The sequence below is a fragment of the Frigoribacterium salinisoli genome, from assembly GCF_054781095.1.
Window position 1 is genome coordinate 85224 of sequence record NZ_BAAGVB010000004.1, and the last position, 13057, is coordinate 98280.

General features: G+C 74.6%; 11 protein-coding genes and 2 tRNA genes. 9 read left to right on the forward strand and 4 right to left on the reverse strand.

All coding sequences use genetic code 11. The features are described 5' to 3' along the window. The gene (locus ACYVHQ_RS10410; RefSeq protein WP_460512747.1) at positions 1-1230 is read right to left on the reverse strand and encodes an isochorismate synthase; all 1230 of its coding nucleotides are present in this window, start codon (positions 1228-1230) and stop codon (positions 1-3) included. 67 nt (positions 1231-1297) lie between these two features. Here ACYVHQ_RS10410 and ACYVHQ_RS10415 point away from each other — a divergent pair, with 67 nt between their 5' ends. From ACYVHQ_RS10415 to ACYVHQ_RS10430, 4 genes are all read left to right on the forward strand, one after another. Continuing rightward, complete coding sequence (locus tag ACYVHQ_RS10415) at positions 1298-2020, forward strand: class I SAM-dependent methyltransferase (RefSeq protein WP_460513179.1); 723 nt, start codon at positions 1298-1300, stop codon at positions 2018-2020. A gap of 5 nt (positions 2021-2025) precedes the next feature. Beyond that, a complete protein-coding gene (locus ACYVHQ_RS10420; protein WP_460512749.1) occupies positions 2026-3105 on the forward strand; it encodes a polyprenyl synthetase family protein in 1080 nt (359 codons plus the stop codon). Positions 3106-3219: 114 nt separating this feature from the next. Next, entirely contained in the window at positions 3220-4590 is a 1371-nt protein-coding gene (locus ACYVHQ_RS10425) for an FAD-dependent oxidoreductase (protein ID WP_460512751.1), read from the forward strand. 68 nt (positions 4591-4658) lie between these two features. Continuing rightward, on the forward strand, positions 4659-5147 hold the full coding sequence (locus ACYVHQ_RS10430) for a YajQ family cyclic di-GMP-binding protein (RefSeq protein WP_460512753.1): 489 nt from the start codon (positions 4659-4661) through the stop codon (positions 5145-5147). A gap of 566 nt (positions 5148-5713) precedes the next feature. Here the strand turns inward: ACYVHQ_RS10430 and ACYVHQ_RS10435 are convergent. Beyond that, positions 5714-6580 carry an endonuclease domain-containing protein gene (locus ACYVHQ_RS10435; protein ID WP_460512754.1) on the reverse strand — a complete coding sequence of 289 codons (867 nt, stop codon included), beginning with the start codon at positions 6578-6580 and terminating at the stop codon, positions 5714-5716. Between the two features lie 346 nt (positions 6581-6926). Between ACYVHQ_RS10435 and ACYVHQ_RS10440 the strand changes: the two genes are divergently transcribed. From ACYVHQ_RS10440 to ACYVHQ_RS10450, 3 genes are all read left to right on the forward strand, one after another. Further along, positions 6927-7011: transfer RNA gene (locus ACYVHQ_RS10440), tRNA-Tyr, on the forward strand. Between the two features lie 68 nt (positions 7012-7079). After that, positions 7080-7904: an inositol monophosphatase family protein gene (locus ACYVHQ_RS10445; RefSeq protein ID WP_460512756.1), complete on the forward strand. Its 825-nt coding sequence runs from the start codon at positions 7080-7082 to the stop codon at positions 7902-7904. A 241-nt stretch (positions 7905-8145) separates the two neighbouring features. After that, on the forward strand, positions 8146-9345 hold the full coding sequence (locus ACYVHQ_RS10450; protein WP_460512758.1) for a M23 family metallopeptidase: 1200 nt from the start codon (positions 8146-8148) through the stop codon (positions 9343-9345). Between the two features lie 84 nt (positions 9346-9429). On the opposite strand, the gene ACYVHQ_RS10455 is transcribed toward ACYVHQ_RS10450, so the two are convergent. Further along, positions 9430-11148, reverse strand: a complete 1719-nt coding sequence (locus ACYVHQ_RS10455) for a glycoside hydrolase family 13 protein (protein ID WP_460512760.1) — start codon at positions 11146-11148, stop codon at positions 9430-9432. A gap of 146 nt (positions 11149-11294) precedes the next feature. Between ACYVHQ_RS10455 and ACYVHQ_RS10460 the strand changes: the two genes are divergently transcribed. Further along, on the forward strand, positions 11295-12224 hold the full coding sequence (locus ACYVHQ_RS10460) for an aldo/keto reductase (RefSeq protein ID WP_460512761.1): 930 nt from the start codon (positions 11295-11297) through the stop codon (positions 12222-12224). A gap of 78 nt (positions 12225-12302) precedes the next feature. On the opposite strand, the gene ACYVHQ_RS10465 is transcribed toward ACYVHQ_RS10460, so the two are convergent. Next, entirely contained in the window at positions 12303-12827 is a 525-nt protein-coding gene (locus tag ACYVHQ_RS10465; RefSeq protein ID WP_460512763.1) for a 2'-5' RNA ligase family protein, read from the reverse strand. A gap of 124 nt (positions 12828-12951) precedes the next feature. On the opposite strand from ACYVHQ_RS10465, the gene ACYVHQ_RS10470 reads away from it, so the two are divergent. Continuing rightward, positions 12952-13023, forward strand: a tRNA-Thr gene (locus ACYVHQ_RS10470). The last annotated feature ends 34 nt before the right edge of the window (positions 13024-13057 follow it).

A 13057-nucleotide genomic window follows, 5' to 3' on the forward strand; every position in this document is an offset into this window, starting at 1 on the left:
TCAGCCGAAGGCCTCGACCACGGGCCGGAACTTCATGGCCGTCTCGGCGGCCTCGCGCGCGGGCTCGCTCGCCTCGACGACGCCCGCGCCCGCGAAGGCCCGGACCGTGCCGTCGGCGGAGACCTGGGCGCAGCGCAGGGCGATCGCCCACTCGCCGTCGCCGTCGGCCCCGACCCAGCCGACCGGTCCGGCGTAGCGCCCGCGGTCGAAGGGCTCGAGCTCGCGGACGAGCTCCAGTGCCGCCTGCGTCGGCGTGCCCGCGACGGCCGCGGTGGGGTGCAGCGAGTCGATGAGGTCGAGCGAGCTCGACCCGTCGACGAGCCGGCCCCGCACGTCGCTCGCGAGGTGCCAGAGGTTGGGCAGCTTGAGCGTGAACGGCTGCTCGCCCGTGACCACGTCGGTCGCGTGCCCGCCGAGCGACAGCAGCAGCGAGCGCAGCGCGAAGGCGTGCTCGTCGAGGTCCTTGGCGCTGGTCGCCAGGTCGAGGGCGGCCCGCTCGTCGCTCGCCGCGTCCACGCCCCGGGCGGTGCTGCCCGCGAGCACGCGGGCCGTGACCTCGCCGCGCTCGGTGCGGACCAGGGTCTCGGGGCTCGCGCCGACGAGCCCGTCGACCGCGAAGGTGAAGCAGTCGGGGTACCCGGCCCGGAGGGCGCTCGTCACGGTGCGCAGGTCCGCCTCGGGCGGCAGGTGGCCGACCAGGTCGCGCGCGAGCACGACCTTGCTCACGCGGCCGGCGCGGATCGCGTCGACCGCGCTCGCCACGGCGGCCGCGTAGCCGGCCTCGTCGAGCGCGCCCTCGCGCAGGCGCACGCGCGCCGAGGCGCCGCGCGCGGTCGGCGGCGGGAACTCGGCGCCGTCGACCCGGGTGAGGAACGCGACGCCGCCCCTCCGGCCCAGCACGAGGCGCGGCACGACGAGCACGCTCGCCTCGGCGGAGGCGTCGTCGAAGGCGAAGGAGCCGAACGCGACCAGGCCGGACCCGGGGACGCCCACCTCGTCGTCGACGGTGGCCCGGGCCGCGATCGCGCGCCACGTGGCCGCGGCCTCGCGCATCCTGTCGGGGCCACGGAACTCGAGCCGGACCGCCTCCCCGATGCCCGCGAGCCCCTCGTCGCGACGCACGAAGACCAACGGTCGTCGCGGGTCGACGAGCTCCAGGAGGGGGCTGACGTGGTCGATCCGGGTCGTGCGGACGGTGAGGGCGGGGACGGACGCGGCCGGGTCGTTCACCGTCGCAGCCTACTCGGGAGACCTGCAGCGCATGCCGGTAGGATCGTGCCTCGTGACCAAGGCCGATATGAGCAAGCGACCCGACGTCGTCGCCTCCATGTTCGACGGCGTCGCGCGGCACTACGACCGCACGAACGACGTGCTCTCGGCCGGCAACGCCGCCCTGTGGCGGGTGGCCACCGTCCGGGCGGTCGACGCGGGGCCGGGCGACCGCGTGCTCGACATCGCCGCGGGCACCGGCACCAGCTCGGCGGCGCTCGCCAAGCGCGGCGCCGCCGTGACCGCCCTCGACTTCTCGCGCGGCATGATCGAGGTCGGCCGGGAGCGGCACCCCGACATCACCTTCGTCGAGGGCGACGCCGAGGCGCTGCCCTTCGACGACGACGTCTTCGACGCCGTCACGATCTCGTTCGGGCTGCGCAACGTCAACCGGCCGAAGGTCGCGCTCGCCGAGATGCTGCGGGTGCTCAAGCCCGGCGGCCGTCTCGTCGTCTGCGAGTTCTCCACGCCGCCGGTGGTCGTGGTGCGGGCCGCCTACCGGGCGTACCTGCGGTTCGGCATGCCCGTCGTCGCGCGGCTCGTGAGCAGCAACTCGCCCGCCTACTCCTACCTGGCCGAGTCCATCGCGGCCTGGCCCGACCAGGTCGAGCTCAGCCGGTGGCTGCGCGGCGCCGGCTTCACGCGCGTCGCCCACCGCGACCTCACGCTGGGCGTCGTCGCGCTGCACCGCGGCCGCAAGCCGGGGCGCGCCTCCGGTCGGCCCGCGCGCCGGGGCGGTGGCGAGGGGTGAACGCCGTGCCGCAGACCGGGACCGCTCCCGCCCGCACCTCGCTCGCCTCGTCGCTCGGGCTGGGCGAGCGCCTCTTCGCGTCGCCCGCCGACCGCCGTTTCGTGGCGGCCGTCGACGCCGGCCTCGACGAGGTCGAGGTCGGGCTCACCCGCGAGATCGCGTTCGCCGACGAGCTCGCCGACGTCACGGCGCGCTACCTGCTCTCCGCCGGTGGCAAGCGCGTGCGGCCCACGCTCACGCTGCTCATCGCGCAGCTCGGCGAGGGGGCCACCGAGGGCGTCACGGCCTCGGCCATCGCCACCGAGATGACCCACCTCGCGTCGCTGTACCACGACGACGTCATGGACGAGGCGCAGATGCGCCGCGGCGTGCCCAGCGCGCAGTCGGTCTGGGGCAACTCCGTCGCGATCCTCACCGGCGACCTGCTCTTCGCGCGGGCGAGCCAGATCGTGTCGGCGCTCGGCCACGAGGCGATCCTGCTGCAGGCCCAGACCTTCGAGCGGCTCTGCCTCGGCCAGCTGCACGAGACCATCGGACCGCGCGACGACGACGACCCCATCGCGCACTACCTCGACGTGCTCGCCGACAAGACCGGCTCGCTCATCTCGACGGCCGCTCGGGCCGGCGTGCTGTTCTCCGGGGCGCCGCGCGAGTACCTCGAGCCCGTCGCCACCTTCGGCGAGAAGATCGGCATCGCCTTCCAGCTCGTCGACGACGTCATCGACCTCTCGCCGCAGCTCGAGGAGACGGGCAAGAAAGCCGGCACCGACCTGCGCGCCGGCGTCGTCACGCTGCCCGTGCTCTACCTGCGGGCCGAGGCGCGCACCGACGCCGGGGCGGCCGCGCTGCTCGCCTCCGTCGACCACGCCGTGCAGCAGGCCCACGCCGACCCCGCGACCGTCGACGAGGCGGCCCTCGACGACGTCGTGCGCCAGCTGCGCGAGCACGAGGTCACCACGCGCACGCGCGACCTGGCGCACGCGTGGGCCCGAGAGGCCGTCGAGGCGCTCGCCCCCCTGCCCGACGGCCCGGTCAAGAAGGCGCTCACGCGCTTCGCCGACCAGGTCGTCGAGCGAACCGCCTGACCGGCGGCCCCGAACCCCACGGGGTCCGCGCTCCGGCGCGCCCCGTGTCAGCAGGACACCGGACACCAGAAGACCGAACGGCCGGCACGACGGCCTCAGCAGGAAGAGATCACCGTGACGAAGTTGCGCCTGGCCATCGTCGGGGCCGGCCCCGCCGGCATCTACGCCGCCGACATCCTCCTCAAGAGCGAGCGCTCGTTCGACGTGTCGATCGACCTCTTCGAACAGCTCCCCGCGCCGTACGGCCTGGTGCGCTACGGCGTCGCTCCCGACCACCCTCGCATCAAGGGCATCGTCACCGCGCTGCGCGAGGTGCTCGACCGTGGCGACATCCGCATCTTCGGCAACGTCCGCTACGGCGTCGACATCACGCTCGACGACCTCAAGCAGCACTACAACGCGGTCATCTTCTCGACCGGTGCCATCAAGGACGCCTCGCTCGACGTGCCCGGCGTCGACCTCGTCGGCAGCCACGGCGCCGCCGACTTCGTCAGCTGGTTCGACGGCCACCCCGACGTGCCCCGTACCTGGCCGCTCGACGCGCAGAGCGTCGCCGTCATCGGCAACGGCAACGTGGCCCTCGACGTGTCGCGGATCCTCGCCAAGCACGCCGACGACCTCCTGCCCACCGAGATCCCCGCCAACGTGTACGAGGGCCTCAAGGCCTCGCCCGTCACCGACGTGCACGTGTTCGGTCGCCGCGGCCCGGCGCAGGTCAAGTTCACGCCGCTCGAGCTCCGCGAGCTCGGCGAGCTGCGCGACGTCGACATGATCGTCCACGACGAGGACTTCGACCACGACGAGGCCTCGAGGACGGCCATCGCGACGAACAAGCAGGTCTTCGTCATCGACAAGGTGCTGAACCAGTGGCGACAGCGCGAGGTCGGCCAGGCCTCCCGCCGTCTGCACCTGCACTTCTACGCGGCACCGGTCGAGATCGTCGGCGACGACGGCGGCCGCGTCACCGCGTTCCGGTACGAGCGCACCCGACCCGACGGCGAGGGCGGCGTCGAGGGGACCGGCGAGATCCGCGAGGTCGCCGTGCAGGCCGTGTACCGGGCGGTCGGCTACATCGGCTCGCCCCTCGACGGGCTGCCCTTCGACGAGAAGCGCGGGGTGCTGCCCAACCACGAGGGCCAGGTGCTCGACGACGAGGGCCAGGTCGTGCCCGGCGTCTACGCCACCGGGTGGATCAAGCGCGGGCCCGTCGGCCTCATCGGCCACACGAAGAGCGACGCCATGGAGACCGTGCGCCACCTGGTCAACGACGGCGCCCAGTGGTGGCTGCCGGCCGACCCCTCCGAGGAGGGCGTCGACGCGCTGCTCCGCGAGCGCGGCGTCGAGTACACCGACCTCGACGGCTGGCACCGCCTCGACCAGCACGAGCAGGCCCTCGGCCAGCCCGAGGGCCGCGCCCGGGTCAAGGTCGTGCCCCGCGACGAGATGGTGCGCGTCTCGCGCGAGGACGTCGCGCAGCAGGCGTAGCCGCGACCCACCGGGCAGGAGGCGCGAGGGCGGACGCACCGCGCCTCCTGCCCGGTATCGTGGGGGGCATGGCAGACAGCTCCTTCGACGTGGTCAGCAAGGTCGACAAGATGGAGGCCGACAACGCCCTCCACCAGGCCCAGAAAGAACTCGAGCAGCGGTACGACTTCAAGGGCGTGGGCGCCTCGGTCGAGTGGAGCGGCGAGAAGCTGCTCCTCAAGGCGGCGACCGAGGAGCGCGTCAAAGCCGTCCTCGACGTGCTCGAGTCGAAGCTCATCAAGCGCAGCATCTCGCTGAAGAGCCTCGAGGTGGGCGAGCCCTTCGCCAGCGGCAAGGAGTACCGCATCGAGGCCAGCCTCAAGCAGGGCATCGACCAGGCCGCCGCCAAGAAGCTCGGCAAGATCATCCGCGACGACGCGCCCAAGAGCGTCAAGAGCTCGATCCAGGGCGACGAGCTGCGGGTCCAGTCGAAGAGCCGCGACGACCTCCAGGCGACGATGGCCCTCCTCAAGGCCGCCGACGTCGACCTCGACCTCCAGTTCGTCAACTTCCGCTGACGCGGGCGCTGCTCTTCGCGCCCCGCACTCGTCGTCCTGCGGCGCCGGGTCCCGCGGCCCCCGGGTCGCGCCTTCCCTGCGCCGCTGCCCTCAGGTCGCCTCCTCCCTGCGCCGCTGCCCCTCGTGCGGAAAAGGCGACGACTGGGCCCGGGCCGGGCGCGATGAGGTCCCCCTGAGCGGCGTGTCGCGGCTCATCTGTCGCGTTCGGCGCCGAACGCGACAGCGGTGGCGACGGGGCGGCGTCGGACGGCAGGAGGCGCGCGGGGTCACTCCGGACCGGCGCGGTCGGAGCCCGGCGGCTCAGGTGCTCGGCCGGGTGCGGGTCTCTCCGGCGGCTCAGGTGCTCGGCCGGGTGCGGGCCTCTCCGGCGGGTCCGGGCCTCGGTGCGGGCTCTTGCGGCGCGATGCAGGGCGGTGCAGGGTGGTGCACGCAGCCCAGCGCAGCCCAGCTCAGCCCAGCGCAACACCGCGCAGCGCAGCGCCGCGGAGCGCTGCACTGTGCAACACCGCGCAGCGCAGCGCGGGACCAGCAGGGGCCCGCCGGCTCCCACTGGGAACGGCTCGTGATCAGCGGCCGAGCGTGACCAGGATCGCCCGCTCGACCGCGGGCCAGTCGTCGACGATCTGGTGGTAGGTGAACTCGAGCACGACGTAGCCGGCCGTCACGAGCCGTGCTCGCCTCGTCGCGTCCCGTTCGAGGGCCCGCGGGGTGCCGTGGTGCTCGCCGCTCGTGCACTCGATGACGAGCCAGCCGTCGACGAGCAGGTCGACGCGGATGTCGGGTGCGACCCACACCTGCGGCTCGGCCGTGATGCCCCGGTCGCGGAGCCGGACCCGCACGAGGGACTCGCTGCCGGCCTCGGCGCGGTCGTCGACCAGGTCGACGAGCTGCGTGACCCGACGGCGGCCGAGGAGCCTCCGGACCCGCTCGAGGTCCGGGCGCTTCTCCGCGGGACGGAGGCGCATCGCTGAGTCGAGCACGGCCACGGCCACGTCCGGCGGATGGTGCAGCAGCACCTGAGCGGCAGCGCGGTGCGGTGAGGCGCCCGTCCGTTCACCCGGACCGTAGAGGTGCCCGTCGCGGAGCACGAGCACGCGGGCATCGTCGTCGGCCAGGGGCCGTCCGGCGTCGTCCGGATCCCGGAGGCGACGAGCGTTGTGCGGGACGCTGACGGTGAGCCGGTCGCCCGGCGGGCTCCAGGCGCCGAGCTGCGTCAGCTGCGACGACCCCGCGAGGCGACCGCCGACGCGTGCTGCCCGGACGACGTCAGGAGGCGCGTCCAGCGTCGCGTAGAGCCCGTGCCGGACGCGGAGCACGGTCCCTGCCCGCCACGCCGCCTCGATGTCGACGCGCCGGTGCCCCCGGGCCAGCAGGTCTCGCCGGTGGGCGAGGCCGAGGGCACGGACATCGTGGAGGACGCGGTGGACGCTCATGAGGAGACAGTGGTGCGGCGGCGGGCGGCGCGGGGCGGACGCGGGGCGTCCTGGGGGTCGTTGGTGCGCCTCCTGCGCTGGGGAGGAGGGGTGAAGCCGCCGAACGCGACAACGGTCGGCTCCTCCGCCCGCCCTGGGGCCCTCCCTCCGGCGTGTCGCCGGCGGGAGGTCGCCTTTTCGGAGGACAGGACGAGTGGCGGAGCGCAGGAGGAGCGGGAGGAGCAGGAGGAGCGGGAGGAGCGGGAGGGGGACGGAGGGGCGGCCGCCCGTGGTCCCGAGGGGGGTGCGCGAGCATGTATGCTCGTCTGGCGCCTCCGGTCGGTGACTACACGGGTCGGGCGTGCATGGCAAGTTACCCAAGCGGCCAAAGGGATCTGACTGTAAATCAGCCGGCGTAGCCTTCGGGGGTTCGAATCCCTCACTTGCCACCACGAGACGGACCCGAGCGATCGGGTCCGTTCGTCGTTCCGGGGCCGTCCGGTCCCCGACAGGAGACCGCATGAGCACGCCGTCCACCCCTCGTCCGACGCCCGACGAGCTGCGCCGCGTCGCGGTGCTCGTCGCGACCGAGGCGGCCGACCTCGCCCTGCGCCGACGCCGCGAGGGCGTCGAGGTGGCGGCGACCAAGAGCAGCTCGGTCGACGTGGTGACGCACACGGACCGCGAGGTCGAGGGGTTCCTCCGCGACCGGCTCGCCGAGCTCCGGCCGGGCGACGGCTTCCACGGCGAGGAGGGCGACCCCGACGACTCGACGACGGGCCTCACCTGGGTGGTGGACCCGATCGACGGGACCGTGAACTTCCTCTACGACCTGCCCCAGTGGGCGGTGAGCGTGGCGGTCGTCGAGGGCGGCGCCGACCCGCTGCGCTGGCGCGCGCTGGCGGGGGCCGTGGTCGACCCCTCGAAGGGCGAGACCTTCAGCGCGTCGCGGGCAGGAGGCGCGTGGCTGGGCGACCGGCCCCTCACGGTGGCGGGTCCGCCGTCGCTCGACCAGGCGCTGTTCGCGACCGGGTTCTCGTACGACGCCGCGCGCCGGGTCGAGCAGGCGGAGGCGCTCGTCCGGATCATCGGGCGCGTCCGCGACCTGCGCCGCCTCGGCGCGGCGTCCCTCGACCTGTGCGCCGTGGCGGCGGGCCGGCTCGACGTCTACGCCGAGCGAGGGTTGCACCCCTGGGACCACGCGGCGGGCGTCCTCGTGGCGCGCGAGGCCGGCGCCGTGGTGGTGGGCAGCGGCGGTGCCGAGCCCTCGTCCGAGCTGGTGCTCGCGGCCGCGCCGACGGTCGCCGAGGAGGCGCTCGCGCTCGTGGAAGAGGTCGGGCTCTGAGCGACCGGGGCCCCGCGGTCCGGGGGAGCGCGTGCCTGGGCGCCCGCTGCGGGGACGCCCGGGAGCGACCGTGCGCCCCCACCTGGGGTGGCGGAGTCCGCGCATCCTCGTTACGCTGATGAGGTTCGTGACCCGTTCGTGATGTGCTCCGGCACCGATGTGCCCCGGCACCGAGCGGACCAGGCGAGACGCGTTCCCCCCGGCGCTCCCGCACCCGACGACCCCGAGGACTCCCAAGCACGTGACGAAGTACGAGAAGCTCGCCGAGACCGGCGACGGCCCCACGCCGCGCACCCCCCTCGACGACCCGATCGGCTCGACGTCCGGCACCGCCGCCAGCACGGTCGCAGCACCCGGGGCTCCCGTGCAGTACCTCACCCGTCGTGAGGCGCGCGAGGCCGAGCGTCGCGCCGCCGCCCAGGCCGCCGCCGAGCAGGCTCCCGCCGTCGAGCAGGCCCAGGCCGCCGAGCAGGCTCCCGCCGCCGAGCAGGCTCCCGCCGCCGTTCCCGCCCCCGCGCAGCAGTCGGCCGCGCAGCAGGCGGCCGCCCAGGAGGCCCCGGTCGCCGACCACGTCGCGACCGCCGCCCGGCCCGCCCCGGCCGGGCGCGCCTCCGGCGCCCGTGCCCGCCGCGCGTCGCAGCCGACGCGCCGGACGAGCCACCAGGGCACCGGTGCCCGTCGTGCCTCGGCCTCCGCCCCGACGCGCGCCGAGCGCGCTGCGGCCCTGCCCCGGCCGGCCTCGCGGTCGTCCTTCGGGCGCACCACCAAGAAGGTGACCGTCCTCGGGTCGATGCTCTTCGCCGGCGGCATGCTCGTCGCGACGAGCGTCCCCGCCCTCGCGTTCCAGGTCGAGACGGCCGACCCGACGGCCGCGGCCCGCACCACGCTGGGCACGCAGAGCTTCGTCGCCGACGGCGCGGCCGTCGAGGGCGACGTCACCCGCGACGGCTACTCGGTGACGAGCGCCGCCGCCAAGATCGCGAAGACGGACCCCGACTCGTTCGCGAACGACGTGAACGGCTCGGTGCAGTGGCCGTTCCCGACGGGCGTCCCGATCTCCAGCGGCTTCGGTGCGCGCCAGGTCGCGGGCTGCAGCTTCTGCTCGACCTTCCACCAGGGCCTCGACTTCGTCCCGGGTGCGGGCACGCCGATCCAGTCCATCGCCGACGGCGTCGTCACGAAGGTCGACGGCCCCGGCGGTGCCCTGGGCAACAACGTGTGGATCGAGCACACCGTCGACGGCACCAAGGTCACGAGCGTCTACGCGCACATGCAGACCGGCTCCGTGGCCGTGTCGACGGGCGAGACCGTCAGCGTCGGCCAGAACGTCGGCAAGGTCGGCAGCACCGGCAACAGCACCGGCGCGCACCTGCACTTCGAGATCATCATCGGCGGCGTGCCGGTCGACCCCTACCCCTGGCTCACCGCGAACGCGAACTGAGCGACTCCCCGCGCGAGCGGGGGCAGCGACGACGAGGGCCCGGCAGCAGCAGCTGCCGGGCCCTCGTCGTGGGAGCGGTACGGCTCAGCCGGCGTCGACGATCCAGACGGCGGCGTTGGGCGGCAGGGCCGGGCCCTCGATCGACATGGTCGACAGGGCGACCTCGCCGACCGGCAGCTCGACGATGCCGTCGCCGGTGTTGGCCACGACCGTGACCGCGCCCACCCGGAACGCGACGACGTCGTCGTCGAAGCCCTCGAGCCAGGTCAGCGTGCCCGTCCCCAGGTCGTGCTGCGACCGGAGGCGCAGGGCCGCCCGGTACAGCTCGAGCGTCGACGAGGCCACGCCCCGCTGCTCGTCCCGGGCGTAGGTCGACCAGTCGGCCGGCTGGGGCAGCCAGGAGGCTCCGGTCGGGCTGAAGCCGAAGGCGGGGGAGCCGGACTCCCAGGGGAGCGGCACGCGGCAGCCGTCGCGGCCGTACCGCTCGCCGTCGGTGCGGAACCAGGTGGGGTCGCGGCGGGCGTCGTCGGGCAGGTCGATCGCCTCGGGGAGCCCCAGCTCCTCGCCCTGGTACAGGTAGGCGCTGCCGGGCAGGGCGAGCATGACGGCCGTGGCCGCACGGGCGCGCGCCAGCCCGAGCTCGGGCACGGGCAGGCCCTCGCTGCGCGGTCCGATGCCGTGGCCCTGGGGGTGGTCGCCGGTGAGGGCGAGCCGACTCGCGTGGCGGACGACGTCGTGGTTGCTGAGCACCCAGGTGCTCGGTGCCCCGACGCTCGAGAAGACGCGCAGCGACTCGTCGACGACGGTCCGGATCGCCGCGGCGTCCCAGCCGGTCTCGAGGTACGCGAAGTTGAAGGCCTGGTGCATCTCGTCCGGTCGCACCCAGTCGGCCAGGCGGTCCATGGGGTCGACCCAGGCCTCGGCGACGAGCACGCGCTCGCCGGGGTAGGAGGCGACGACCTCGTGCCAGCTGCGCCAGATCTCGTGCACGCCCTCCTGCGCCCAGTAGGGCGGGGGAGCGGTGTCGCCCAGGCCGCCGCCCATGCTGCCGGCGTCGGCGGGCGGCACGAAGTCGGGGAGGCCCTCGGCCTTGACCAGGCCGTGGGCGACGTCGACGCGGAAGCCGTCGACGCCCCGGTCGAGCCAGGTGCGGAGCACGTCGAGGAACGCGTCGCGCACCCAGGCGTTCGTCCAGTCGAGGTCGGGCTGGGACGAGTCGAACAGGTGCAGGTACCACTGGCCGGGCGTGCCGTCGGCCTCGGTCACCCGCGTCCAGGCGGGGCCGCCGAAGACGGACTGCCAGTTGTTCGGCGGCTCGTCGCCGGCCGGGCCGCGACCGTCACGGAAGAGGTAGCGGGCGCGCGCCTCCGAGCCGGGCCGTGCGGCGAGGGCCTCGACGAACCAGTCGTGCGCGCTCGAGGTGTGGTTCGGCACGAGGTCGACGATGATGCGCAGGCCCAGCTCGGTGGCGCGGGCCCGGAGCGCGTCGAAGTCGGCGAGGGTGCCGAAGAGCGGGTCGACGTCGAGGTAGTCGGCGACGTCGTAGCCGGCGTCGGCCTGCGGGGACCGGTAGAAGGGCGACAGCCAGACGGCGTCGACGCCGAGGTCGGCGAGGTCGGCGAGCCGGGAGGTGATGCCCGGCAGGTCGCCGATGCCGTCGCCGTCGGAGTCGGCGAAGGACCGGGGGTAGACCTGGTAGATGACCGCGCTGCGCCACCACTCGTGGCCCGCCTCGGCGGTGCGCTGGTCGGTGGGCTCGGGTGCCGGGGGCGCGGACGCGTCCGTCGTGTCGTCGAGGGGCATGGCCGCCACGATACGGGAGGCGTCCCACCCGGGGCCCGCCTCCTGCTGAGCCGTGCGCCGGTCCGCTACCGTGGGGGCACCACGACCCGAAGGGACGACCCCTGAACGCTCCCGCCAGCGCCCTCGTCGCCGACCTGTTCGGCGACGTGCCGCCCTTCCCGCTCGCCCTCGGCACGAACGTGTTCGGCTGGACGGTGGGCGCCCCGACCGCCCTCGAGGTGCTCGACGTCTTCGCGGGCGACGGTGGTCGCGTCGTGGACACGGCCGACGTCTACTCGGCCTGGCTCCCCGGCAACGTGGGCGGCGAGTCGGAGGCGATCATCGGGCGGTGGCTGGCCCGGCCCGGCAACCGTGAACGCGTCGTCGTGAGCACGAAGTGCGGCCAGCACCCCGACGCGCCGGGCCTCACGCGCGCGAGCATCCGCAGGGCCGTCGACGCGTCGCTGGCGCGCCTCCGGACCGATCACATCGACCTTTACTTCGCGCACTTCGACGACGACGAGGCGCCCCTCGACGAGACGGTGGGCGCCCTGAGCGAGCTGGTCGACGAGGGCAAGATCCGGTACCCGGCGGCCTCCAACTACACGGGGGCGCGCCTGCGGCAGGCGCTCGCCATCGCCGACCGCGACGGGGCCCACCCCTTCGCCGCGGTGCAGTCGCCCTACAACCTCGTGCGACGGGGCGACTTCGAGGCCGACGTGGCCCCGGTCGCCGACCACTTCGGCCTCGCGGTGCTGCCGCACTCGTCCCTCGCGAGCGGGTTCCTCACCGGCAAGTACCGCGGCGACGGCCGTCGGGGCGACTCCCCGCGCGGCGGGCGCGCGCTCAGCTACGAGACGCCGCAGAACCTCGGCACGCTCGAGGTGGTCGTCGAGGTCGCGCAGCGGCAGCAGGTGTCTCCCGGAGCGGTCGCGATCGCCTGGCTGGCCTCGCGCGACGACGTCGTCGGGGCCCTGGCGAGCGCCCGCACGACGATCCAGCTCGAGGGCCTGCTCGAGGCGGCGCGCGTCGAGCTGACCGCCGACGACCTCGCGGCCCTCGACGCGGCGTCCACGCCGCTCGACGGACGGGGCTGAGCGGCCCTCCCGCCCCGCCCTCCCGGCCGGGCCCTCCCGGCCGACGGTCCCGCGGCCTCCTGCCCTCCGCCGACGGGGTCAGAGGGGCGTGACGACCTTCGCGGTGCCGTCCCAGCGTCGTCCGGACGACAGGGTCGCGCCCTCCAGGGCGGCGCCGTCGGCGTCGTCGAGCGCCTGCAGGGCGCGGGAGAGCTGCTCGGGGGTCATCCGGTGGGCGAGCGTCACGTGCGGCGTCCAGTGGCCGGGGGTCGTGTGCCGGGCGTCGCCCACGGCGGCGCCGAGCGCGTCGTGGACGTGGGCGTGCAGGTCGAGGAGCGCCGTCGTGACCACGACGAGCCGGGCCAGCACGAGCCCGCGCGGCGGTGCCCCGAAGACGACGAGCGCGCCCAGGTCGACGGGCAGGGGCAGCGCGGCGAGGACCTCGCCCAGCCGCTCGTCGGCCGAGTCGTCGAAGAGGGGCCTTGCGGCCAGGGTCACGTGCGGCGCGTTGGTCGCGCCCTGGTGGTCGGCCTGGGTCGGCAGGTCGGCGGCGCGGAGCACCTGCCACTGGTCGCGGACGGCGGCGTCGGTCGACGCGTCGAGGAGCAGTTCGATGCTGTGCACGGTCCCAGTCAACGCGCTCCCGCCGCCGTCGGGTGGACCCGGCGCCGTGTGCGCGGGGGCCCCTGCGCTCTGCTACCATCGACGGGTGCCGATCGGCAGCGGGTCTCCGCTCCGCTCAGGTCACGCCCCGATAGCTCAGTGGTAGAGCACTTCCATGGTAAGGAAGGGGTCGTCAGTTCAATCCTGACTCGGGGCTCTGGTCGTCACCGACCGCACGGTCACCACCGGCG